The sequence below is a fragment of the Citrobacter portucalensis genome (assembly GCF_002042885.1).
Classification (GTDB): Bacteria; Pseudomonadota; Gammaproteobacteria; order Enterobacterales; family Enterobacteriaceae; genus Citrobacter; species Citrobacter portucalensis.
This window is the reverse complement of the sequence record NZ_MVFY01000006.1, coordinates 160234-183394: the sequence shown is the minus strand read 5'-3', so window position 1 is coordinate 183394 and position 23161 is coordinate 160234. Positions and strand designations below refer to the sequence as shown.

22 protein-coding genes and 1 riboswitch are annotated in these 23161 nt (G+C 55.1%); of the genes, 5 read left to right on the top strand and 17 right to left on the bottom strand.

Annotated elements, in window-relative coordinates; genetic code table 11:
- Nucleotides 1-92: 92 nt before the first annotated feature.
- The 6 genes from BZK40_RS11225 to moaA all read right to left on the bottom strand — a co-directional run bounded on the left by BZK40_RS11225 (nt 93) and on the right by moaA (nt 3540).
- On the bottom strand, nt 93-797 hold the full coding sequence (locus BZK40_RS11225) for a Bax inhibitor-1/YccA family protein (RefSeq protein ID WP_003831536.1): 705 nt from the start codon (nt 795-797) through the stop codon (nt 93-95).
- 41 nt (nt 798-838) lie between these two features.
- Nucleotides 839-1291, bottom strand: a complete 453-nt coding sequence (gene moaE, locus BZK40_RS11220; protein WP_008784190.1) for a molybdopterin synthase catalytic subunit MoaE — start codon at nt 1289-1291, stop codon at nt 839-841.
- A gap of 1 nt (nt 1292) precedes the next feature.
- Entirely contained in the window at nt 1293-1538 is a 246-nt protein-coding gene (gene moaD, locus BZK40_RS11215) for a molybdopterin synthase sulfur carrier subunit (protein WP_003831530.1), read from the bottom strand.
- Nucleotides 1531-2016, bottom strand: coding sequence for a cyclic pyranopterin monophosphate synthase MoaC (gene moaC / locus BZK40_RS11210; protein WP_003035188.1), 486 nt, complete (start codon nt 2014-2016; stop codon nt 1531-1533). The genes moaD and moaC overlap by 8 nt, the downstream gene beginning before the upstream one ends.
- Before the next feature lie 2 nt (nt 2017-2018).
- Nucleotides 2019-2531 carry a molybdenum cofactor biosynthesis protein B gene (moaB, locus tag BZK40_RS11205; protein ID WP_003035187.1) on the bottom strand — a complete coding sequence of 171 codons (513 nt, stop codon included), beginning with the start codon at nt 2529-2531 and terminating at the stop codon, nt 2019-2021.
- A 19-nt stretch (nt 2532-2550) separates the two neighbouring features.
- A complete protein-coding gene (moaA, locus tag BZK40_RS11200) occupies nt 2551-3540 on the bottom strand; it encodes a GTP 3',8-cyclase MoaA (protein WP_032934386.1) in 990 nt (329 codons plus the stop codon).
- A riboswitch (molybdenum cofactor riboswitch) is annotated at nt 3528-3673 on the bottom strand. It overlaps the preceding gene by 13 nt.
- A gap of 329 nt (nt 3674-4002) precedes the next feature.
- On the opposite strand from moaA, the gene yvcK reads away from it, so the two are divergent.
- Nucleotides 4003-4911, top strand: a complete 909-nt coding sequence (gene yvcK / locus BZK40_RS11195) for a uridine diphosphate-N-acetylglucosamine-binding protein YvcK (protein ID WP_003831525.1) — start codon at nt 4003-4005, stop codon at nt 4909-4911.
- Nucleotides 4912-5032: 121 nt separating this feature from the next.
- On the opposite strand, the gene uvrB is transcribed toward yvcK, so the two are convergent.
- On the bottom strand, nt 5033-7054 hold the full coding sequence (gene uvrB / locus BZK40_RS11190; RefSeq protein WP_079934640.1) for an excinuclease ABC subunit UvrB: 2022 nt from the start codon (nt 7052-7054) through the stop codon (nt 5033-5035).
- A 768-nt stretch (nt 7055-7822) separates the two neighbouring features.
- On the opposite strand from uvrB, the gene BZK40_RS11175 reads away from it, so the two are divergent.
- Nucleotides 7823-8545, top strand: a complete 723-nt coding sequence (locus tag BZK40_RS11175) for an ABC transporter ATP-binding protein (RefSeq protein WP_079934639.1) — start codon at nt 7823-7825, stop codon at nt 8543-8545.
- Here the strand turns inward: BZK40_RS11175 and bioD are convergent.
- The 4 genes from bioD to bioB are packed head-to-tail and all read right to left on the bottom strand — an operon-like array spanning nt 8511 to nt 12135.
- A complete protein-coding gene (gene bioD, locus BZK40_RS11170; protein WP_079934638.1) occupies nt 8511-9209 on the bottom strand; it encodes a dethiobiotin synthase in 699 nt (232 codons plus the stop codon). The genes BZK40_RS11175 and bioD overlap by 35 nt on opposite strands.
- The gene (gene bioC, locus BZK40_RS11165) at nt 9202-9957 is read right to left on the bottom strand and encodes a malonyl-ACP O-methyltransferase BioC (RefSeq protein ID WP_071445159.1); all 756 of its coding nucleotides are present in this window, start codon (nt 9955-9957) and stop codon (nt 9202-9204) included. Before bioC ends, bioD begins: the two co-directional genes overlap by 8 nt.
- A complete protein-coding gene (gene bioF, locus BZK40_RS11160; protein ID WP_079934637.1) occupies nt 9941-11098 on the bottom strand; it encodes an 8-amino-7-oxononanoate synthase in 1158 nt (385 codons plus the stop codon). Before bioF ends, bioC begins: the two co-directional genes overlap by 17 nt.
- Nucleotides 11095-12135, bottom strand: coding sequence for a biotin synthase BioB (bioB, locus tag BZK40_RS11155; protein ID WP_008784180.1), 1041 nt, complete (start codon nt 12133-12135; stop codon nt 11095-11097). The genes bioF and bioB overlap by 4 nt, the downstream gene beginning before the upstream one ends.
- A 76-nt stretch (nt 12136-12211) precedes the next feature.
- Between bioB and bioA the strand changes: the two genes are divergently transcribed.
- Both bioA and BZK40_RS11145 read left to right on the top strand, forming a co-directional pair.
- On the top strand, nt 12212-13501 hold the full coding sequence (gene bioA, locus BZK40_RS11150; protein ID WP_079934636.1) for an adenosylmethionine--8-amino-7-oxononanoate transaminase: 1290 nt from the start codon (nt 12212-12214) through the stop codon (nt 13499-13501).
- Between the two features lie 57 nt (nt 13502-13558).
- Nucleotides 13559-14035, top strand: coding sequence for a kinase inhibitor (locus BZK40_RS11145; protein ID WP_079934635.1), 477 nt, complete (start codon nt 13559-13561; stop codon nt 14033-14035).
- 95 nt (nt 14036-14130) lie between these two features.
- Here BZK40_RS11145 and hutH read toward each other — a convergent pair whose 3' ends face one another.
- The 5 genes from hutH to hutI form a co-directional block, all read right to left on the bottom strand.
- Nucleotides 14131-15651: a histidine ammonia-lyase gene (gene hutH, locus BZK40_RS11140; RefSeq protein ID WP_079934634.1), complete on the bottom strand. Its 1521-nt coding sequence runs from the start codon at nt 15649-15651 to the stop codon at nt 14131-14133.
- Nucleotide 15652: 1 nt separating this feature from the next.
- Nucleotides 15653-17338, bottom strand: a complete 1686-nt coding sequence (gene hutU, locus BZK40_RS11135) for a urocanate hydratase (RefSeq protein WP_079934633.1) — start codon at nt 17336-17338, stop codon at nt 15653-15655.
- Nucleotides 17339-17474: 136 nt separating this feature from the next.
- A complete protein-coding gene (locus BZK40_RS11130) occupies nt 17475-18194 on the bottom strand; it encodes a histidine utilization repressor (protein WP_003831502.1) in 720 nt (239 codons plus the stop codon).
- 87 nt (nt 18195-18281) lie between these two features.
- On the bottom strand, nt 18282-19223 hold the full coding sequence (gene hutG, locus BZK40_RS11125; RefSeq protein ID WP_079934632.1) for a formimidoylglutamase: 942 nt from the start codon (nt 19221-19223) through the stop codon (nt 18282-18284).
- Complete coding sequence (gene hutI / locus BZK40_RS11120; protein ID WP_079934631.1) at nt 19220-20443, bottom strand: imidazolonepropionase; 1224 nt, start codon at nt 20441-20443, stop codon at nt 19220-19222. The genes hutG and hutI overlap by 4 nt, the downstream gene beginning before the upstream one ends.
- Nucleotides 20444-20667: 224 nt before the next feature.
- Between hutI and BZK40_RS11115 the strand changes: the two genes are divergently transcribed.
- Nucleotides 20668-21951 carry a putative acyl-CoA thioester hydrolase gene (locus tag BZK40_RS11115; protein ID WP_060683743.1) on the top strand — a complete coding sequence of 428 codons (1284 nt, stop codon included), beginning with the start codon at nt 20668-20670 and terminating at the stop codon, nt 21949-21951.
- A gap of 82 nt (nt 21952-22033) precedes the next feature.
- On the opposite strand, the gene pgl is transcribed toward BZK40_RS11115, so the two are convergent.
- A complete protein-coding gene (gene pgl / locus BZK40_RS11110) occupies nt 22034-23029 on the bottom strand; it encodes a 6-phosphogluconolactonase (protein WP_020996535.1) in 996 nt (331 codons plus the stop codon).
- Nucleotides 23030-23161 lie beyond the last annotated feature (132 nt).

The window sequence follows — 23161 nt, the reverse complement described above, 5'->3', positions numbered from 1 at the left end:
ATAGTGCCGGATGCGGCTTAACGCCTTATCCGGCCTACTTTCGATACACAACTGTAGGCCGGATAAGCGCAGCGCCATCCGGCAACAGACAATTAACGACGATTGCCGAAAATACGCAGCAGCATCAGGAACAGGTTGATGAAGTCCAGATACAGCGTTAAGGCCCCAAGAATTGCGTATTTACGCAGATTGGAGCTGTCTCGCAGGTCGATCTGCTCACCGATATTTTTCAGCTTCTGCGTGTCATAGGCGGTCAGACCGACAAACACTATCACCCCGATATAGGTCACCGCCCACATCAGCGCTTCGCTCTTCAGCCAGAAGTTAACCAGCGAAGCCAGCACAATACCGATCAGCGCCATAAACAGCATATTGCCGAAGCCGCTCAGATCGCGCTTGGTGGTGTAGCCATACAAACTCATGATCCCGAACATCCCGCCAGTGACCACGAAGGTGCTGGCGATAGACGAGTAGGTATAGACAATAAAGATGCTTGATAGCGTCAACCCGGTTAATGCCGAATAGAGCATAAACAGCGTGGTCGCCATACCCGCGCTCAGCCTTTGCACCATGCCGGACAGAACAAACACCAGCGCCAGTTGAGCGATGATCAGGCCAAAGAAGGTGATTTTGCTGGAGAAGACAAACATCATCACCGCGGGCGTATTTGCCGCATACCAGGCGATAAACGCCGTCAGCAACAGTCCGCAGGTCATCCAGCCGTACACCTGCGCCATATACGTTTGCAGGCCGGAACGGGCCTGTACAATAGAATCGGATCGTGGGAATCGGTCCATGACAATCTCCTGAATCAGTATGAGCCTACAACAATTGTACTCTACCAGCGTTTTGCTGCTAGCTTATCACTGTCGCGGGCATCAACCCAGCGCTCACCTTCCGGCGTGGCCTCGCGCTTCCAGAACGGCGCGCGGGTTTTCAGATAATCCATAATGAACTGCCCGGCATCAAACGCGCTGCTGCGATGCGCGCTGGTCACGCCAACAAAAACGATTTCGTCACCCGGCCACAGTTCGCCAATGCGATGGATCACCGTCACCCGACCCAGCGGCCAGCGCGAACGCGCTTCGTCGACAATCTCCGCCAGCGCTTTTTCGGTCATTCCCGGATAGTGTTCCAGCGTTAACGCCTTAACGCTGTCACCGAGATTGTGATTGCGCACTTTACCGGTGAAAGTGACTACCGCGCCGTCTTCATCGCGCTCTGCCAGCCAGGGATACTCATCCCCGACGCTGAACGGCGCATGGCCAACAACAATTCGCGTTTCAGCCATTTTAGCCTCCGGTTACCGGCGGGAAGAAAGCGACTTCATCACCCGCGTTAAGAGGATGGTCAAAACTGACCAGCGTCTGATTCACCGCCGCCAGCAGCTTGCCGTCTTCCAGTGCCAGCGCCCAGCGATCGCTTTGCGCCGCCAGATGCTTGCGCAGCGCTTCTACCGTTGCAAACTCGGCGGCAACTTCTAACGCATCGGTGTTCACCAGTTCCCGTACCTGAGCAAAGAAAAGAACCTTAATCATGTGCATCCACCTTAAAATCACCCGATTTGCCGCCGCTTTTTGCCAGCAAACGCACCGGACCAATCACCATATCCTTTTGCACCGCTTTGCACATATCGTAGATGGTCAACGCCGCCACGGAGGCTGCCGTTAACGCTTCCATTTCAACGCCGGTTTTACCGGTCAGGCGACACAGCGTTTCAATGCGCACGCGGTTGTGCTCCGGCTCGGCGTGCAAATTGACTTCGACCTTGCTCAACATCAGTGGGTGACACAGTGGGATAAGATCCCAGGTCCGTTTGGCAGCCTGAATACCGGCAATACGCGCCGTGGCGAAAACATCACCCTTATGGTGACTGCCGTCGATGATCATCGCCAGCGTTTCGCTACGCATGGTTACAAATGCTTCTGCACGCGCCTCGCGTACGGTTTCCGCTTTGGCGGAGACATCCACCATATGCGCTTCGCCAGCGGCGTTAATATGAGTCAGTTGCGACATACTTATTTCTTCAAATGTGGGTGGAAATTACACGGACGCGTACGGGCATCAAGCTGCGGCGCAATGATATTTTCCCAGGCAGTACGACACGCTTTGGTCGAACCCGGCATGGCAAAAATCAGCGTTTTATTCGCCACCCCGGCAATCGCACGGGATTGCAGCGTCGCGGTGCCAATCTCTTCAAACGACAGCATACGGAATACTTCGCCAAACCCTTCGACTTCTCTGTCGAACAGCGGTTGCAGCGCTTCCGGCGCCTGGTCCCCTTCGGTTAAGCCAGTGCCACCGGTAATGAGCACCACCTGTACATCGTCACTGGCAATCCAGGCAGAAACCTGGGCGCGGATGGCGTAGCGGTTCTCTTTGACAATCGCCTTATCGACAATCTGATGACCCGCTTCTTGCGCCGAGTCACGCAGATAATGGCCGGAGGTGTCATCTTCTTCGCCGCGACGGTTGGAAACAGTAAGAATAGCAATGCGTGTCGGGATAAATTCAGCGCTTACCTGACTCATGAAAAACTCCTTTTAGCGATCAGCCGCCAATGTAAGATAAGTTTTGCGTAATACCGGTATTGTTCTGATGCAGGAAATGGGTCTGCTTTTTCTCCAGCAGCGCGGCTGAAATACGTTCTTCCAGCGCCGGTTGCTGAGCATCGTCTTCCAGCAAATCACGCAGGCTTACGCCGCCTTCACCAAATAAACACAGATGAAGCTTGCCGACAGAGGAAACGCGCAGACGATTACAGGTGGCGCAGAAGTCTTTCTCATAAGGCATGATCAGACCAATTTCGCCAACATAATCAGGATGACAGAAAACCTGAGCCGGGCCGTCGCTACGCTGTCGGATCTGGTGGATCCAGCCGCGACGCAGCAACTCATCGCGCAGTACCTGTCCGGAAATATGGTGTTTACGGAAGAGAGAACTGCCCTCGCCCGTTTCCATCAGTTCAATAAAACGCAGTTGGATTGGTCGAGGTTGGATCCACGCCAGGAAGGTATCCAGTTGATGATGGTTTACGTCGCGCATCAGCACGGTGTTGACTTTCACTTTTTCAAAACCGGCATCAAAGGCAGCATCAATGCCTGCCATCACCTGCTGAAACTTGTCCTGTCCGGTAATGGCGTGAAACTGACGGGCGTCGAGGCTGTCGACGCTGACGTTGAGCGCGGTAAGTCCGGCATCGCGCCAGGCGGCGGCATCGCGCGCCAGACGATAACCATTGGTGGTTACCGCAATCTGGCGGATGGCGTCGTTTTCGCGCACGGCGGCGATAATGTCAGTGAAGTCGCGACGCAGTGAAGGTTCGCCCCCCGTCAGACGCACTTTTTCCGTTCCCAGACTGGCGAACGCACGCGTGACACGGCGAATTTCATCAACGGTTAAAAAGCCGTTATTGGTGACACCGCCGGGCTTATAGCCATCCGGCAGGCAGTAGGTGCAACGAAAGTTACACACATCGGTAATCGACAAACGTAAGTAGTAAAACTTACGTGCGAAAGCATCGGTAAGTTGAGAGCCCATGTACACCTTTCCAAATACGGGAGACGTAGTCATTTCTTCCTGCGCCCTGGTGACAAACTTTTTCAAGTCTTGTCACGGCCAAAGCACCGTATCATTTGACCCAGGTGCAGAGGCTAGAGTGTTTATACTCATCATACTTCGAGTTGCAGATGCGTTGGCTTCCGACAACTCAAATTATTAAGAGTACTTTGTGGTTATGCCGATACTAGCGTGTAAATGGCGCTTTTGCCATGTACACTTTCGCTGTATAAATATGTATATAGCGACATGATCGTGCAATTTCGCTACAGAATAAGCAAAAATCACAGTTTTGCATTGATATACATCATCTTGCCATCAGGTGAGTGTCGTCAGAAAGGAGTAGATCGCAGAAAAAAATTACGGCAGATGCCGACTGGATAATTGCTGAAAACACGCTATTTACGTTACTGTAGCGCCGATCAATTGATATCAGGAAAATATATGCGCACTCGCACGCTGGCAGATCTGGACCGCGTTGTCGCTCTCGGCGGAGGGCATGGATTAGGACGCGTTCTCTCCTCTCTTTCCCCATTAGGTTCCCGCCTGACGGGTATCGTCACCACCACCGATAACGGCGGGTCGACAGGTCGTATTCGTCGCTCTGAAGGAGGGATTGCCTGGGGAGACATGCGTAACTGTCTGAACCAGTTAATTACCCAACCCAGCGTTGCATCCGCTATGTTTGAGTATCGTTTTGGCGGTAATGGCGAACTTTCCGGGCATAATCTCGGAAATCTAATGTTAAAGGCGCTCGATCACCTCAGCGTGCGGCCTCTGGAAGCTATCAATTTAATTCGTAGCCTGCTGAAAGTTGACGCACATTTAATTCCGATGTCGGAGCTGCCGGTGGATCTGATGGCCATTGATGACCAGGGACACGAAGTTTATGGCGAAGTGAATATCGATCAGCTCACCGTCCCACCTCAGGAACTGATGCTTTCGCCAAAAGTCCCGACTACACGGGAGGCCGTTGAGGCTATCGCTGAAGCGGATTTAATTTTGATAGGCCCCGGCAGTTTTTACACCAGCCTGATGCCGATTCTGTTACTCGATGAAATGTCACAGGCATTACGTCGCACACCGGCTCCGATGGTCTATATAGGCAATCTTGGGCGCGAATTAAGCCTGCCAGCAGCGAGCCTGACGCTTAGCGATAAGCTGGCCATTATTGAACAGTACGTCGGGAAGAAAGTGATTGATGCGGTGGTTGTGGGGCCGAAAGTGGATGCTTCCGCCGTTACCGACCGCGTTGTGATCCAGGAAGTGCTGGAAGCCAGCGATATTCCCTACCGCCATGACCGCCAGCTATTGCATAGTGCGCTGGAGAAAGCAGTGCAGGCGCTGGGCTGAACGGATTTGCCTGATACGCTGCGCTTATCAGGCCTACAAAACGAATTGCTCCGGCATCCGGCCTACGTACGCTATCTACCCCGTAGGTCGGATAAGGGTTTACCCCGCATCCGACACCGCCTTACGATGCCGCAATAAACAACTCGCGCAACTGATGCAACTGGTCACGGATTGTCGCGGCCTCTTCAAATTCGAGATTCTGCGCGTGTTGCATCATCTGCCCTTCCAGCTCGTGAATCTTCTGCTGCAGCGCTTTTGGCGTCATATCCAGTTCGACAACCTCAGACTTCGCGCCTGCGCGTGACTTCCCTTTGCCTTTCGCTTTGGTCTTCGCAATAGTCTGACCCAGCGCCAGAATATCGACCACTTTCTTGTTGAGCCCCTGCGGCGTAATACCGTGTTCTTCGTTATAGAGCTGCTGCTTCTCACGGCGACGTTCGGTTTCACCAATCGCTTTAGCCATAGAGGCGGTAATTTTATCGCCGTAGAGAATCGCCTTACCGTTGATGTTACGCGCCGCACGACCAATGGTCTGAATAAGTGACCGCTCAGAACGCAGGAACCCTTCTTTGTCTGCGTCCAGAATCGCCACCAGGGAGACCTCAGGCATGTCCAGACCTTCACGTAACAGGTTGATACCCACCAGCACGTCAAACTCGCCCAGACGCAGGTCACGAATGATTTCCATACGTTCCACGGTATCGATGTCAGAGTGCAGATAACGCACCCGTTCACCGTGCTCTTCAAGATACTCGGTGAGATCCTCCGCCATCCGTTTGGTGAGCGTGGTGACCAGCACACGTTCGTTAATCGCCGCACGGGTGCGGATCTCAGATAGCAGATCGTCAACCTGCGTCGCCACCGGGCGCACCTCAATGACCGGATCCAGCAGGCCGGTCGGTCTTACTACCTGATCGACCACATCATCACCGGATTTCTCCAGCTCATAGTTGCCCGGCGTCGCCGAAACGTAGATGGTTTGCGGGGCCAGCGCTTCAAACTCTTCAAATTTAAGCGGACGGTTATCCAGCGCAGACGGCAGACGGAATCCGTATTCGACCAGGGTTTCTTTACGCGCCCGGTCACCGCGATACATGCCGCCAATTTGCGGGATAGTCACGTGAGATTCATCCACCACCAGCAGGCCATCGGCAGGCAGGTAATCAAACAGCGTCGGCGGTGGCTCACCCGGACCACGCCCGGACAGATAGCGGGAATAGTTTTCAATCCCCGAGCAGTAACCCAGCTCGTTCATCATTTCCAGATCGAACTGGGTACGCTGACTTAAGCGCTGTTCTTCCAGCAGTTTGTTATTTGCCAACAGGACTTTTCGCCGCTCTGCCAGCTCAACCTTAATTTCTTCCATCGCCTGAACAATACGTTCGCGCGGCGTCACGTAGTGCGTTTTGGGATAGATGGTAAAGCGCGAAATAGTGGATTCGACCTGTCCGGTAAGCGGGTCAAACAGCGACAAACGTTCGACCTCTTCATCAAACAGTTCCACGCGCAACGCGATGTCGTCAGATTCCGCCGGGAATATGTCGATCACTTCACCGCGCACGCGGAAGGTCCCGCGCTGGAATGCCTGATCGTTACGGGTATATTGTAGCTCCGCCAGACGACGCAGGATCGCGCGCTGGTCGATAATCATCCCCACCGTCAGGTGCAGCATCATTTTCAGGTATAGATCCGGGTCACCCAGACCATAAATCGCGGAAACCGACGCCACGACGACGACATCCCGTCGCTCAAGCAACGCTTTGGTTGCTGACAGACGCATCTGCTCAATGTGTTCGTTAACCGAAGCATCCTTCTCGATGAAGGTGTCAGAACTTGGCACATAGGCTTCCGGCTGATAATAGTCGTAGTAGGAGACGAAATACTCCACCGCGTTATCCGGGAAGAACTCTTTCATCTCACCGTACAACTGCGCGGCAAGCGTCTTATTGGGGGCCAGCACCATGGTAGGGCGCTGTAGGTCCGCAATCACGTTCGCGATGGTGAATGTTTTCCCCGACCCCGTCACCCCCAGCAACGTCTGATGCGCCAGACCATCCTCCAGACCTTCTTCCAGGCGACGTATCGCCTCAGGCTGATCGCCAGAGGGTTTAAAAGCGGAATTTAGTTTGAACGGTTTACTCATGAGCAGCTACCTGAAGCAATGGGCGGGCAGGTGTGTAATTTTACTCGCAGCAGTATATTTTGCCAGTAAAATATACTGGATGAAAAAACAGTAACGCGCCAGAATATTTCTGTTACGCCAGCAAAATGGCCGTGACTACAGGCTAAAATTTGTCCGCAGGCAAGATAAAACACCAGCAAAAATGTGTTATCCCCAAACCAATGACTTTTTTAACATTTGTCAAGCTACCCGATGAAAGTTTTGTGGCAACACATGACACTTCTGCGACAGCCATTGCATTTATCTAACACACTGTAATTTAATGATTATTATCTCAAGCCGTCTTTCGCATCAATTTAGTCGCAGGCCGCGTCTTCTCTCGCTTACCTTGTGTTTTCTAACTCTAATACACAAGGTTATCCACAGGAATAGTGGATAACTGCCTCCAGCCCGTACGGACTGTAGCCTGGCAAAAACGTCCTGATGATCTTTTCTGGTGGGATAAAAAAAAATTATCGCTATTTTTTGATATTTATCAGCTAACGAAGCGACCTGGGATAGCCGAGATCTTGCTCGCATTTTCATCATTTTCCTGCCTGCACCATCACAACGCCACCAGGCACTGACAATGTGCACACTGCGGCTCTCATCCACAACAAGCCGGATACCGCAACCCGCTCAATACTCTATTCTGCTGTATTTTCCCCTAATTCCGCTTCTGGCAAGAGATTTGCAGTTTTCTCCCGACCATCAGCCCGCGAGGCGGATATCATCATGAGGGAGAAATCTATGTTGAGTCTTCGTGCAGTGAATCACTATTACGGTAATCAACACTCGCTTTGGGATGTCGATCTCGACCTGTTGCCCGGCAAATGTACCGCCGTGCTGGGTCTTCCAGGGATGGGAAAAACCACGCTGGCCAATTGCATCACAGGCAATTTACCGATTGAGAGCGGAACCATGTTCTGGCATCAGGCTGGCGCACCACCTTGCGATCTGCTTCAGATTCCGGCGGCAAAGCGCATTGCGCTGGGTATTAACTGTGTATCACAGGAACGGCGAATCTTTTCGCAGCTGACGGTAGAGGAAAATCTGCACATTGCGCGCCAGGCGGTTGAGGAAAGCGAAGCGATGAACAGCAGCGATATTTACCGCCTGTTTCCGCAGCTGTTTGTACTGCGTCAGGCCAAAGGGGTGGCATTGTCAGAGGAAAATCAGCACCTGCTTGCACTCGCCAGTGCGCTGGTCACTCGCCCGCGCCTGCTGATCCTCGATGAGCCGACGCGAGGAGGTGGCCAGGCGTATATCCACAAACTGGGGAATCTGATTGTGAGGCTAAGCCAGGAGCTTGGCATCGCCATTATGCTCGCGGAGCAGAGCCTGCCGTTTATTCGTCGGGTCGCCGACTGCTATTGCTTGTTACATCGTGGCCGCAACGTGGCTCAAGGACAAATAACACAATTCAGCGACCCGCTAATCAACGACTGGTGGATGCCAGAGACAAAACGCTAAGATCGATATAACGACCTGTCGATGCTCGTTCCGGCTCTTCTGCCAGCCAGGGTATTTCCCCCAGTAGCGGAGCCGCAAGTACACGTCTGAGCGTTGCCATATATTCAGCATGACGCTTGCCGGGTGGCGTCACATCATTGGCAACCCATCCGGCAAGTTTCAGTCCGGCCTGCTGCACCGCCTGGGCGGTCAGCATAGCGTGGTTGATGCACCCGAGCTTAACGCCAACCACCAGAATCACCGGCAGTTGCTCTGCTGTTACCCAGTCAGCAAATCTCAGCGTTGGCGAAAGCGGCGTAAACCACCCGCCAGCGCCCTCCACCAGTACCCACTCAGCCTGCTCTTCAAGCAAGCGTAAACCCGCAGACATCACTGAAGCCTGAATGGGGCGTCCTTCGTCAGCACTGATGATATGCGGTGAGGTAGGTTCGGCGAAGGTATACGGATTGATGGCCGCATAATCCACTGCCACAACGCTGTTGCGCTGTAGAGCCAGCGCATCGCTGTTTCGCAGACCTTCAGCCGTCATTTCACTGCCTGACGCCACCGGCTTATAGCCGACCGTTCGCAACCCCAGCTGTCCCGCCGCCTGAAGCAACGCACAGCTGGCGATAGTTTTACCTACTTCGGTGTCCGTCCCGGTGACAAAATATGTGTTAGTCACGTTGAATTACTCCCAAAAAAAGATGATAGGTCAGCGGATATTTCCCCTGCTGACAAGGCCAGGCGAGCTGTAACTGGCGCAACTGCGAGCGGGTCAGCACACGCTGCTCACGTCCATCATGCAAATGCGTCGCGCCAATGCCCTTCAGCGAGCGCATGGCGCTCAGTGCATCATCAAACCACAGCGTGACGGCATGAGACTGGTATTCAACGTCCCAGCCGCACAGAGCATTTTCCAGTTGCTCCACGGGCAAAAAACGGTTGGCATGCTCCCGGTCATCAACTGCTCGCCACGCCTGACGAAGTTCCGGCATCGACCCTTGCGCCAGCGTACTAAACGCCACCGCCCCGCCAGGACGCACCACCCGGTATAGCTCGCGTAACGCGCCGCGCAGGTCGTTGCACCACTGCACGGCCAGATTGCTCCAGGCCAGGTCGAAAGTGGCAGCGGCCTGCGGAATGGCTTCGATATCCGCCAGCAGATAGTGATGGGCGACATCGTGACGCTGCGCTTGCGTAAGCATTTGCGCCGACAGATCCAGAGCACAGACCTCGCTCCCCTGCTCCCGCCAGTAGCGACTCATACGCCCAGGCCCACAGCCCGCGTCCAAAACCCGTGAGAACGCCCGGCCATCGAGTTGTGCCAGTAACGCATCGGCGCTCTGACGCTGAAGCTCCGCATGTTGCTCATAGTGCATAGCCGCGCGACCAAACGCAGCGGCAATCGCCTGCTTATTGACCTGCGCCATGCAGCACCTCCAGTAAGTTGTCGATATCCTGGACTTCATGCGCCTGGGTCAGCGTAATCCGCAGCCTGGCCGTCCCAACCGGCACCGTCGGTGGACGAATCGCCGTCACCCAGCACCCCTGTTGCCGTAACGTCTGTGCCAGTTGCAAGGCTTTATGATTGTCGCCAACGATCAGCGGTTGAATAGCGCTGTCTGAATGTGCCAGCGTCAAATCCGTAGTATTCACCCCTGCGCGAAAACGCTGGATCAGCATCGCCAGCTTTTCTCTGCGCTCATCGCCTTCGCGGCTGCGGATCACCGCCAGCGCGGCGCGCAAGGCCTGAGCCTGGGCTGGCGGCATGCTGGTGCTGTAGATCAGATGACGGGCAAACTGCAGCAGATAATCGGCCACGCTATCAGAACACAGGATCGCCGCACCGCTGACGCCGAACCCTTTGCCAAATGTCACCACCAACAGCTCAGGTTTCACCTGCTGTCGGGAGCACGAACCACGCCCTTCCTCACCGCTTACGCCAATCCCATGCGCATCATCCACCAGCAGCCACGCGCCCTGCCGTTTCGCCACCGCGTGGATTTCTGCCAGCGGCGCGCTGTCGCCATCCATGCTGAACACGCCTTCGGTGACCACCAGCTGCTGCCCCGGACAGGGGGCTGTCAGCAGACGCTCCAGATGTTGCGAGTCGTTATGAGTAAAGCGACGTAACACGGCAGGGCTAAGACTGGCAGCCTCCAGCAGCGAGGCATGGCTGAGCCTGTCGGCAACAATCTTGTCATCTTTTCCCATCAGTGCGGCAATGACCGCCTGATTGGCGGCAAAACCAGAGATGAACAACAGCGCCCGGGAATAGCCGAGCCACTGCGCCAGGTCTTCTTCCAGCGCCTGATGAGCAACGGAATAACCGCTGACATGGCCCGAGCCGCCACTGCCGACGCCAAAATGCTCAGCGCCCTGCTGCCACGCGCAGATAATCTGCGGATGGTGGCTTAAGCCGAGGTAGTCGTTGCTGGAGAAATTCAGATACTGGCGACCGTCGGCCTGCAGCCAGCGCCCGGCACCCTGCGTCACTGCATAGCGCTGACGCAACGCATCAGCACGACGACGCGCTGTTAGCGCATCGTCAATTTTTTGCTGCCAGGTCATACGGTTGCCGCGTTGTAGTAATCGTCGGTATCCGGGGTACGCAGCGCCTGCTCCAGACGTTGTTGCTGTTCGTTATCGCCCGCCAGTACCGCCGTTTGCTGCGGGTTAAGACCCAGCTTGCGAAATAACAGCAAATCCTTATCTTCGTTCGGGTTCGGGGTGGTCAGCAGTTTGCAGCCGTAGAAAATCGAGTTGGCCCCGGCCATAAAGCACATCGCCTGGGTTTGTTCGTTCATCTGCTCGCGCCCGGCAGAAAGACGCACGTATGAGGTCGGCATCATGATACGCGCCACGGCGATAGTACGAATAAAATCAAAAGCATCTACGTCGTCGTTATCGGCAAGCGGCGTGCCCTTCACTTTCACCAGCATGTTGATCGGCACACTTTCCGGCGGCGTCGGCAGATTCGCTAATTGCAGCAGCAGACCCGCGCGGTCGGTCACCGTTTCGCCCAGCCCAACAATCCCGCCGGAGCAAACTTTAATGCCTGCCTCGCGCACTTTATCCAGCGTATCCAGGCGCTCCTGGTACGAGCGGGTGGTGATGATATTGCCGTAAAATTCCGGCGAGGTGTCGAGGTTGTGGTTGTAGTAGTCCAGACCCGCATTGGCCAGGCGCTGGGCCTGAGATTCGTCCAGCGTGCCCAGCGTCATACAGGCTTCCAGCCCCAGTTCTTTCACTCCCTGAACCATTTGTTCCAGGTACGGCATATCGCGCTCATGCGGGTTCTTCCACGCCGCGCCCATGCAAAACCGCGTTGAACCGGCCTGCTTCGCCTTACGTGCCGAGTCCAGTACCTGTTCAACCTCCATCAACCGTTCCGTTTCCAGACCGGTTTTATAGCGGGAGCTTTGCGGGCAGTATTTGCAATCTTCCGGGCAAGCACCGGTCTTAATCGACAGCAGCGTACTAACTTGTACCTGCTGCGGATCGAAATGCTGGCGATGAACCTGCTGCGCTTCAAACAGCAGATCCAACAGCGGTTTTTCAAATAATTCGGTGACTTGCGACATTGTCCAGCGAGAAGAATGAGCCATATTGGTATACGTTTCGTTGTTAGTTTGGTGTAGACTCGTAAACCTAAATCTTTTTAATTTGGTTTACAAGTCGATTATGACAACGGACGATCTTGCGTTTGACCAACGCCATATCTGGCACCCATACACCTCCATGACCTCCCCGTTGCCGGTTTATCCGGTGGCGCGTGCCGAAGGTTGCGAACTGATCTTAGCCAGCGGTGAGAAGCTGATTGACGGCATGTCATCCTGGTGGGCGGCAATCCACGGTTACAATCACCCGCAGCTGAACGCCGCGATGAAAACGCAGATTGATGCCATGTCGCATGTGATGTTTGGCGGCATTACCCATGCCCCGGCCATTGCGCTGTGCCGCCAGTTAGTGGCGATGACGCCAGAGGCGCTGGAGTGCGTTTTTCTCGCGGATTCAGGGTCGGTCGCAGTAGAAGTTGCAATGAAAATGGCACTGCAATACTGGCAGGCTAAAGGCGAATCCCGCCAGCGTTTCCTGACATTTCGTAATGGTTATCATGGTGATACCTTCGGCGCGATGTCGGTCTGCGATCCTGACAACTCAATGCACAGTCTGTGGAAGGGGTACCTGCCGGAGAACCTGTTTGCCCCTGCCCCACAAAGCCGCATGGACGGCAAGTGGGACGAACTGGATATGGTGCCTTTTGCCCGTCTGATGGCCGCGCATCGCCACGAAATTGCGGCGGTGATCCTAGAGCCAATCGTACAGGGCGCTGGCGGTATGCGCATGTATCATCCCGAATGGTTAAAACGCATCCGTAAGATGTGCGACCGTGAAGGGATCCTGCTGATTGCCGATGAAATCGCCACCGGATTTGGTCGTACAGGCAAGCTGTTTGCCTGCGAGCATGCCGACATCACTCCGGACATTTTATGCCTGGGCAAAGCGTTAACCGGCGGAACGATGACCCTTTCTGCAACCCTCACCACCCGCCAGGTTGCGGAAACCATCAGCAATGGTGAAGCCGGATGCTTCATGCACGGCCCAACCTTTATGGGCAATCCGTTGGCCTGCGCCGTCGCCTCCGCCAGCCTGTCGTTAATCGAAACCGGCGAGTGGCGCGCACAAGTAGCGGCCATTGAAGCGCAACTGCGGGCAGAACTCGCCCCGGCGGTAGATTCCTGCTGGGTCGCGGACGTACGCGTGCTCGGCGCCATCGGCGTCATCGAAACCACCCATCCGGTGAATATGGCAGCGTTACAGAAGTTCTTTGTCGAACAGGGCGTGTGGATAAGACCGTTTGGCAAGCTCATCTACCTGATGCCGCCGTACATTATCCAGCCCGATCAGTTACGTCGCCTGACGCAGGCCGTGAACGAGGCTGTGCGCAATGCAACATTTTTTAGCGATTAATCAGCGGTAAGCTCTACGGTTTCTGGCTACACTTTTTGGCTAACGAGAGGAGTCAGCATGAAACTAATCAGTAACGATTTGCGCGATGGCGATAAGCTTGGGCATCGCCACGTCTTTAACGGCATGGGGTATGACGGGGATAATATTTCCCCCCACCTGGTGTGGGATGACGTACCCGCAGGAACCAAAAGCTTTGTCGTGACCTGCTTTGATCCTGATGCGCCAACCGGCTCCGGCTGGTGGCATTGGGTGGTGGTAAATCTGCCGGCTGATACCCGCGTACTCCCACAAGGATTCGGCTCCGGGCTGGTTGCGCTGCCGGATGGGGTGATTCAGACCCGTACAGATTTTGGCAAAGCCGGTTATGGCGGCGCTGCGCCGCCGAAGGGTGAAACCCACCGCTATATCTTTACGGTTCACGCCCTGGATGTGGAGCGTATTGATGTCGATGAAGGTGCCAGCGGCGCGATGGTTGGATTTAACGTCCATTTCCACTCGCTCGCCAGCGCCTCGATTACGGCGATGTTTAGCTAAGCTGTGTTGTGCCGGATGTCGGCTTCGCCTCATCCGGCCTACAAAGCAGACCGTAGGCCTGATAAGACGCGTCAGCGTCGACATCAGGCAATTTTCTACAGAAATTCAGGCAGCAATTGCAGCAACGTTCCTTGCGCTAACAGCTCGGTCGCGCACTCAATATCCGGGGCAAAAAAGCGATCCTGCGTGTAGTGGGCAACCTGCTCGCGCAGCGCCTGTCGCGCCTGCTCCAGCAACGGACTGGAGGTTAACCCTTCACGCAGGTCAATCCCCTGACACGCCGCCAGCCACTCCACGGCAATCACACCGCGCGTATTTGCTGCCATCTCCCACAGTCTGCGCCCCGCCGCCGGCGCCATAGAAACATGATCTTCCTGGTTGGCGGAGGTCGGCAAGCTATCCACGCTGTGCGGATGCGCCAGCGCTTTGTTCTCGCTCGCCAGCGCGGCGGCGGTTACCTGAGCAATCATAAAGCCGGAGTTAACCCCGCCATTTTTCACCAGGAACGGCGGCAACTGCGACATATGTTTGTCCATCATCAGCGCAATGCGCCGCTCTGACAACGAGCCGATTTCCGCAATCGTCAGCGCCAGATTATCTGCCGCCATAGCCACCGGTTCAGCATGGAAATTCCCACCGGAGATCACATCGCCCTCTTCGGCAAACACCAGCGGGTTGTCGGAAACCGCGTTGGCTTCAACCAGCAGAACATCCATCACCTGGCGCATTTGTGTCAGACATGCCCCCATCACCTGTGGCTGACAGCGCAGAGAATACGGGTCCTGCACCTTTTCACAGTTATGATGCGACTGCGAAAGTGCGCTGGAGTCGGTCAACACATGACGGTATAGCGTTGCGGCATCAATCTGCCCACGCTGCCCTCGCGCGGCATGAATACGGGCGTCAAACGGACGACGGGAGCCCAGCACGGCTTCTGTGGTCAGCGCCCCGCACACCGTTGCAGACGCAAACAGTTCCTGAGCTTCAATTAACCCGCGCAGTGCAAAGGCGGTGGAAGCCTGAGTGCCGTTGAGCAGCGCCAGTCCCTCTTTCGCCTCCAGCGTGATCGGCTCCAGTCCGGCCTTTTTCAGCGCGTCGGTAGCCGGGAGCCATTCCCCCTGCCAGCGCGCTTTACCTTCGCCCAGTAGCGTCAACGACATATGTGCCAGCGGCGCCAGGTCGCCCGATGCGCCCACCGACCCTTTCGCCGGGATCAGTGGATATACCTCGGCATTCACCAGCGCAATCAGCGCTTCAATCACGCTCAAACGAATGCCGGAAAAACCGCGCGCCAGGCTGTTGATTTTCAGCACCATAATCAGGCGAACCATTGCGTCATCCAGCGCCTCGCCAACGCCTGCCGCATGGGAAAGCACCAGCGAACGCTGTAAATTCTGCAAATCTTCCGTGGCGATACGGGTCTGAGCCAACAGGCCAAAGCCGGTATTAATGCCATACGCCGTACGGCCTTCTGCGACAATATTATTGACGCAGGCGACGCTGGCGTTGATTGCATCAATCGCCCCGGCATCCAGGCTCAGTTTGACCGGCTGCTGCCAGATTTCACGTAGCTGGGTAAAACTCAGATGGCCCGGCGTGAGTGTCATGGTGTTCATATCAGCGTTTCTCCTGCGTCGCAGCAATCATTGGCAAATTCAGCCCTTCTTCAACGGCGCACTCCACCGCAATGTCATACCCGGCGTCGGCGTGGCGCATCACCCCGGTAGCCGGATCGTTATGTAATACCCGGGCGATGCGCGCCGCGGCCTCATCGGTACCATCGCAAACAATCACCATCCCGGCATGCTGAGAGAAGCCCATGCCAACCCCGCCGCCGTGATGCAGCGACACCCAGGTCGCGCCGCTGGCGGTGTTAAGCAGCGCGTTCAACAGCGGCCAGTCGGATACGGCGTCTGAACCGTCGCGCATAGCTTCTGTTTCGCGGTTTGGGCTGGCAACAGAACCGGAGTCCAGATGGTCACGGCCAATAACAATCGGCGCAGATACTTCACCGCTGCGCACCATCTCATTAAACGCCAGCCCCAGCTTTTGTCGCCACTCCAGGCCGACCCAGCAGATACGCGCTGGTAAGCCCTGGAAGTTGATCCGCTCACGCGCCATATCCAGCCAGTGATGAAGGTGCTTATCATCAGCCACGATCTCTTTCACTTTGGCATCTGTCTTATAAATATCCTGCGGATCGCCCGACAGTGCCACCCAACGGAACGGGCCTATACCGCGACAGAACAGGGGGCGAATATAAGCAGGTACGAAGCCGGGGAAATCAAAGGCGTTTTCCACGCCCATCTCTTTGGCCATCTGGCGAATGTTGTTGCCGTAATCAAACGTCGGCACGCCCATTTTGCTAAACGCCAGCATCGCCTCAACGTGCGTTGCCATTGAACGTTTCGCCGCCTGCACCGTGCCGTGGGGATCGGACACCGCTTTTGCCTGATACTCTTCCCAACTCCAGCCGCACGGCAGATAACCATGCAGCGGATCGTGGGCGCTGGTCTGGTCAGTGACCATATCCGGGCGCACACCGCGCTTCACCAGTTCCGGCACAACGTCGGCGGCATTAGCACACAGCGCAATGGAGACGGCTTTACCCTCGCGGGTGTATTTGTCGATACGCGCCAGCGCATCGTCAAGCGATGTCGCCTGCTCGTCGACGTAACGGGTACGCAGACGGAAATCAATTCGGCTTTGCTGGCATTCAATGTTCAGCGAACACGCACCCGCAAGTGTAGCGGCTAGCGGTTGTGCTCCGCCCATGCCGCCCAGCCCGGCGGTCAGCACCCAGCGTCCGCTGAGGTTACCCTGATAATGCTGACGCCCGGCCTCAACGAAGGTTTCATAAGTCCCCTGCACGATGCCCTGGCTGCCGATGTAGATCCAGCTTCCGGCAGTCATCTGGCCGTACATCGCCAGCCCTTTGGCGTCCAGTTCGTTGAAGTGTTCCCAGGTAGCCCAATGCGGCACCAGGTTGGAGTTAGCAATCAGCACGCGCGGTGCGTTGTCGTGAGTTTTGAATACGCCTACCGGTTTACCAGACTGGACCAGCAGAGTTTCATCGGTCTCCAGTTTGGTCAGCGCGTTGACGATAGCGTCATAACATTCCCAGTCCCGCGCGGCGCGGCCAATCCCACCGTATACCACCAGCTCATGCGGATTTTCCGCCACATCGGGATCCAGATTATTCATTAACATGCGCAGCGGCGCTTCGGTCAGCCAGCTTTTGGCCGTTAAGGTGGTGCCGCGTGGGGCACGAATATCCTGCTGACGATATTTGCTATGGGACATGACAGAAAACTCCTCGCGAACGTCGGATAGATAAGCAACATATACTTGTCTATACAAGTCATCGCAAGGATGATTTTAACAATTAGGATACATTTTTATTATATTGCGTCAGCAATCACGGTTTTCATGTCCTGTATCAGGACATAAACCGTCCTTGCAGGCGATAGCGGGAACCTGGAAACAGCAAGCGGGCATGAGAGACTATGGACGACGCAGACCAGGTCTTACGACGAATCAGCAGGCAGGGATCGTGTTCTTTAATATTCAGCAGCGCGCACTCTTCAGCGCTGGCACGTACCGCTTCAACAATATGCTCACCTTCCGTTAAAGGGGCTATCAACGACAGGTATGCGTGCGGTGTAGTCTGGCTGTAATCCTGCGCCAGATACTCCGGCACAATTTCAGCATTCACGCAGCGATCTTCAATCTGTACCGGCAGGTCGTTCTCGTAGTGCACCATGACAGAGTGAAAAATGGAGGTGCCTTCTTTGACATTTAACACCAAAGCCTGCTGGGCGTTGGCCTGGGTTTTTTCCAGCGTCAGCACTTCGCACCGGTGCTGATGCTGACGGGCGTTGATTTCATCTGCGATGCTGCGGATTTCAAACAGCGCGGACTGGCCTTTTGGCTCGGCGACAAACGTCCCCACGCCCTGCAAACGCACCAGTAAACCTTCATCCGTTAACTCACGTAGCGCCCGGTTGATGGTCATGCGGCTGAAACCATACTGCGCCACCAGTTCTGCCTCAGAAGGAATGCGATCGTGAGGCTGCCAGATACCGCTGGCAATTTTTTCGCTGATCTCCTGTTTGACCTTTTCGTAAAAAGGAGCCGGAGCAGAACGGGATGGGAGCATGCGTGAGCCTTCCTTAAGCTGAAAATGTGAGTGGGTAGAGTTTACAGGCATTACCCGAACCTGATAAGCGCAACGCCATCAGGTATATCAGTGCCACCAGTGGGCGATTTGCCAGCCTAATCGCGCCGCCACGCGTGCTGCTCTGCCATCATCGTCAAAGCGTGGATTAAATTCAACCATATCCACCGCCAGGAGTTTACCGCTACGACACAGAGGCTCAATCAGTCTCAGCAGCGTCGCCAACGGTACGCCAAGCGCGGCGGGGGCCGACACGCCGGGCATTTCCCACACCGGCAGCACGTCGAGGTCGATTGTCAGATAGATGACATCCAGATTGGCAATGAACTGCGCTAACTGCGCCTGCGCCGTATCACAATGCAGATCCTCCACCACGGTAACACCGAGCCGCTGGGCCTCATCCCACAACGCCTGGGTGTTTGCCGCCCGACTGACTCCGATACAGGCATAGTGAAATTCACGCTGCTGTTCATCGCAAAGCTGCGCCAGCTGGCGAAATGGCGTACCGGATGTGGCTTGTTCAGCTTTGCGCAAATCGAGATGCGCATCGAAGTTGACTATCCCCACTTTCGCCTGCGGGAACGCATCCAGTACGCCAGCGCCGTGGGCAAAGGCAGTTTCGTGTCCCCCGCCCAAAACAAAGGTACGCATGTTCTCCTGCTGACAGCGCTGTACCGCATTACGTAACGCCTGCTGCGCGCCCTCAAGATCGGGAGCCTGCGCCACAATATTTCCCAGATCCACCAGCCGATTGTGCCCATCGTGGCTGGCTAAATTCGCCAGCGCCTTGCGCAGCTCATCGGGTGCTCCGGCGGCGCCCGTGCGCCCCTGATTACGTTTAACGCCTTCGTCGCAGGCAAACCCGAGCAACGCTATCTGCTCGCGGTACATTTCTGGGCTAAACGTCAGACTTTGCGTGATAGTCTGAAACAGGCGCAGCGCATTCGGCGATTCGGCGCGGTCATCACGTCCCTGCCACAGCGCAGGTGAGGCTGGTTGCCAGTTGGTCATGCTATTTGTCCTTTGAATACGCGTTGGTAGAGCGGATTGCGCCCGGGTTCATACAGGATCTCGACCGGGAGGGTTGCATCCCACACCACAAAATCGGCCACAAACCCGGCCTTCAATTGACCGTGGGTGGCATGACGCCCCAGCGCCCGGGCCGCATGACGGGTTACGCCCGCCCATGCTTCTTCCGGCGTCAGGCCAAACTGAACACAGGCCATATTCATCGCCCAGTGCAGGCTGATAAACGGACTGGTACCGGGGTTAAAATCTGTCGCTACCGCCATCGGTACCTGATATTGACGCAGCAACGCTACCGGTGGGCGCTGCTGCTCTTTGAGGAAATAGAATGCGCCGGGCAGCAGCACGCCGACAGTACCGCTTTGGCTCATCGCCGCTACACCCGCTTCATCAAGGTATTCAATATGATCGGCGGATAGCCCGTGGTAGCGGCTTACCAACTGTGCGCCGCCAAGCAATGACAGTTGTTCGACATGGCCTTTAATCGGGATGCCCAGCGCCTGTGCAGCCTGAAACACCCGCTCGCTCTGCGCCAACGAAAAACCAACGCTTTCACAGAACAGATCGACGGTCTCAAACAGCCCTTGTTCCCACAATTGCGGCAAAATGGTCTCACACACCAGCGTAATATAGCCGTCAGGATCATCCCGGTATTCCGCTGGAGTTGCATGCGCGGCCAACAGCGTCGGGCTGATTTCAACGATATTCTCTGCCGCCAGCGCTGCCACCACGCGCAATATTTTCTCTTCTGTCGGCAAATCCAGGCCGTAGCCGGATTTTATTTCCAGCAGCGTAACACCTTCTTTAATCAGCTGTTCCATCCGCTGATGAGCTACGTGTAAGAGTTGTTCATCCGTGGCGCTGCGGGTCGCCGATACGGTGGCATTGATCCCCCCACCCTGAGCGCTTATCTGCTGGTAGGAGACACCATTTAGCCGCTGCTCCCACTCACCTGCGCGGTTTCCGCCAAAGACCAGATGCGTATGGCAATCAATCAGGCCAGGCGTAATCAGCCTGCCCTGCATATCAAAAGTATTGTCATGCGTGAGATATAACGATGATTCCGGGACGATATCGCGAATCTTGCCCTGGCGGACGATCAGCGCGTGACCATCCAACAGCCCATATGGGGTACCACGTTCAGGGTCCATAGTCGCCAGACGAACATTGCGCCAGATAACATCATCAGGGAAGAATTGCTGCATTCGACTCACCACTTGTCATAGGTTGTATAGACATTTATTTTTGATTATAGGGATGTTGTCAACCTGAAGAACCATAATTGTTATCTATTTGTGATATAAAGACTCTCCGCGCCAGACATTGCTGCGATAAAAAACAACTTTTTACCTTTTCGCCTTCCCGTTTCGCTCAACTTAGTATAAAAAAGCAGGCTTTAATGGATAACTTTCAAAGCCCGGAGCAACCTGTGAACATATCATCAGTTTCCCGTCTGGCGCTGGCAATGGCTTTTGGCGTGACGCTGACCGCCTGTAGCTCTACGCCGCCCGATCAAATTCCTTCCGATCAAACCGCGCCAGGAACCTCTTCGCGCCCGATTTTGTCGGCCAATGAAGCGAAAAACTTCGTTACTGCGCACTATTTTTCCGCGCTGACGCCAAACACCGCGCCGTGGAGCCCTTCTTCTATTTCTCTGCCTGCACAGCCTGACTTCGTCGTTGGCCCGGCAGGGACTCAGGGCGTCACCCATACCAGCATTCAAGCCGCTGTTGATGCAGCAATCATCAAACGTACTAACAAACGTCAGTACATCGCGATTATGCCAGGCGAATACCAGGGCACGGTATATATCCCGGCAGCAACAGGTAGCCTGACGCTGTACGGCATGGGCGAAAAACCGCTTGATGTGAAAATTGGCCAGGCCATTGACGGTGACATGAGCACCGCGGACTGGCGTCGTACGGTGAACCCAGCCGGTAAATACATGCCGGGTAAACCTGCGTGGTATATGTTTGATAATTGCCAGAACAAACGTGGCACAAATATTGGTGTGATGTGTTCTGCTGTCGTCTGGTCGCAAAATAACGGTCTGCAATTGCAGAATCTGACCATCGAAAACAACCTGGGTGACAGCGTTGATGCGGGTAACCACCCAGCCGTTGCACTGCGTACCGATGGCGATAAAGTGCAGATCAACAAGGTCAATATCCTGGGCCGCCAGAATACCTTCTTCGTGACCAATAGCGGCGTACAAAACCGTCTGGAAAACGATCGTCAGCCGCGTACGCTGGTTACCAACAGCTACATTGAAGGCGATGTGGATATCGTTTCCGGTCGCGGTGCCGTAGTGTTCGATAACACCGATTTCCGCGTAGTGAACTCCCGTACCCAGCAGGAAGCCTATGTGTTCGCACCGGCTACCCTGTCAAACATCTACTACGGTTTCCTGGCGATTAATAGTCGCTTCACGGCAAGTGGCGATGGCGTGGCGCAGTTAGGCCGCTCGCTGGATGTCGATTCCAACACTAACGGTCAGGTCGTGATTCGTGACAGCGTGATTAACGAAGGCTTTAACATGGCAAAACCATGGGCTGACAGCGTTATCGCAAAACGCCCGTTTGCCGGTAATACCGGTGCGGAAGATGACAAAGGTGAAATCCAGCGTAATCTGAACGACACCAACTTCAACCGTATGTGGGAATACAACAACCGCGGTATCGGTAGCAAAGTTGTTGCTGAACCTAAGCAGTAAACGTCATTCTCTGATGTAAACCCGGCAGATTCATGCTCTGCCGGGCAATGTGCCGGATACTCATCCGGCATTAGACGCAATATTAGTACGCGTTAACCACCACCCACATCGGGCCTTGTCCTACCGCGTAACGACCTTTCTCCGTCAACAGTCCTTGTTCGCCAGCAATCTCGTATACCGCGATATGGTGCGATTTTTGTCCGGCTGCAATCAGGTATTTACCTCTGTTATCGATATTAAAACCGCGTGGCTGAGTTTCGGTAGGTTGGAAACCTTCTTTGGTCAACACGCTGCCATCTTCAGAGACGCTAAAGACCGTAATCAGGCTGGCGGTGCGATCACAGGCATACAGATGGCGACCATCCGGTGTGATGTGAATATCTGCTGCCCAACGGGTATCCGCGAAATCAGCAGGCATCATATCCAGCGTCTGCACACACTCAATCTTGCCGTACGGATCTTTCAGCTCCCAGACATCAACAGAGCTATTCAGCTCGTTCACGCAGTAGGCATATTGCTTATTCGGATGGAACGCCATATGACGCGGGCCCGCGCCTTCAACGGTAGTCACTTCAGCCGGTTCCTGCGCAACCAGATGGCCATCATCGCTAACGTCAAACAGGCAGATACGATCCTGTTTCAACGCCGGAACCCAAAGGGTACGGTTATCCGGAGAGATGTTGGCTGAGTGGCAACCATCCAGACCTTCTACCACGTCAACCAGTTCCACCGGCAGGCCGTCTTCCAGACGCGTGACACTCACGCTACCCGCGTTATAAGAGCCAACGAACACGAAACGTCCCTGATGATCGGTAGAAATATGCGTCGGGCTACCCGGCAGCGCTGACTCTGCCGCGAAGGTCAGCGCTCCGTCATCAGGCGCAATACGATAAGCCAACACGCGAAACTCCGGGCGCACACCAACATAGAGGTAACGCTTATCCGGGCTGACGACCATCGGCTGTACCTGACCCGGTACATCAACCACCTGCGTCAGCGTCAGAGAACCATCGTGATTCAGGCTCCAGACGTGGATTTGCTGACTTTCAGGGCTGGCGGTATAAACGGTTTGCTTCATGAATACTCCTTTGCTTTTTGGCAGGTGGCTGCAATTGCCTGACACACGCCTAAGGTAGACGCTTTTAACGGTGAATGCTTAATTAAGGCTCAGAATTTTGTCCGGCTCCCGTCTCGGTGTACCATTCCAGCA

Excerpts from the sequence above, each read along its gene's own strand:
- moaE (WP_008784190.1), bottom strand. The coding sequence starts at position 1,291 with ATGGCTGAAACGCGAATTGTTGTTGGCCATGCGCCGTTCAGCGTCGGG.
- moaD (WP_003831530.1), bottom strand. The coding sequence starts at position 1,538 with ATGATTAAGGTTCTTTTCTTTGCTCAGGTACGGGAACTGGTGAACACC.
- BZK40_RS11225 (WP_003831536.1), bottom strand. The coding sequence starts at position 797 with ATGGACCGATTCCCACGATCCGATTCTATTGTACAGGCCCGTTCCGGC.
- bioF (WP_079934637.1), bottom strand. The coding sequence starts at position 11,098 with ATGACCTGGCAGCAAAAAATTGACGATGCGCTAACAGCGCGTCGTCGT.
- BZK40_RS11130 (WP_003831502.1), bottom strand. The coding sequence starts at position 18,194 with ATGCTCCCATCCCGTTCTGCTCCGGCTCCTTTTTACGAAAAGGTCAAA.
- BZK40_RS11175 (WP_079934639.1), top strand. The coding sequence starts at position 7,823 with ATGTTGAGTCTTCGTGCAGTGAATCACTATTACGGTAATCAACACTCG.
- BZK40_RS11145 (WP_079934635.1), top strand. The coding sequence starts at position 13,559 with ATGAAACTAATCAGTAACGATTTGCGCGATGGCGATAAGCTTGGGCAT.
- bioA (WP_079934636.1), top strand. The coding sequence starts at position 12,212 with ATGACAACGGACGATCTTGCGTTTGACCAACGCCATATCTGGCACCCA.
- hutG (WP_079934632.1), bottom strand. The coding sequence starts at position 19,223 with ATGACCAACTGGCAACCAGCCTCACCTGCGCTGTGGCAGGGACGTGAT.
- bioC (WP_071445159.1), bottom strand. The coding sequence starts at position 9,957 with ATGGCGCAGGTCAATAAGCAGGCGATTGCCGCTGCGTTTGGTCGCGCG.
- uvrB (WP_079934640.1), bottom strand. The coding sequence starts at position 7,054 with ATGAGTAAACCGTTCAAACTAAATTCCGCTTTTAAACCCTCTGGCGAT.
- moaB (WP_003035187.1), bottom strand. The coding sequence starts at position 2,531 with ATGAGTCAGGTAAGCGCTGAATTTATCCCGACACGCATTGCTATTCTT.
- pgl (WP_020996535.1), bottom strand. The coding sequence starts at position 23,029 with ATGAAGCAAACCGTTTATACCGCCAGCCCTGAAAGTCAGCAAATCCAC.
- hutI (WP_079934631.1), bottom strand. The coding sequence starts at position 20,443 with ATGCAGCAATTCTTCCCTGATGATGTTATCTGGCGCAATGTTCGTCTG.
- hutH (WP_079934634.1), bottom strand. The coding sequence starts at position 15,651 with ATGAACACCATGACACTCACGCCGGGCCATCTGAGTTTTACCCAGCTA.
- hutU (WP_079934633.1), bottom strand. The coding sequence starts at position 17,338 with ATGTCCCATAGCAAATATCGTCAGCAGGATATTCGTGCCCCACGCGGC.
- moaC (WP_003035188.1), bottom strand. The coding sequence starts at position 2,016 with ATGTCGCAACTGACTCATATTAACGCCGCTGGCGAAGCGCATATGGTG.
- yvcK (WP_003831525.1), top strand. The coding sequence starts at position 4,003 with ATGCGCACTCGCACGCTGGCAGATCTGGACCGCGTTGTCGCTCTCGGC.
- moaA (WP_032934386.1), bottom strand. The coding sequence starts at position 3,540 with ATGGGCTCTCAACTTACCGATGCTTTCGCACGTAAGTTTTACTACTTA.
- bioB (WP_008784180.1), bottom strand. The coding sequence starts at position 12,135 with ATGGCTCATTCTTCTCGCTGGACAATGTCGCAAGTCACCGAATTATTT.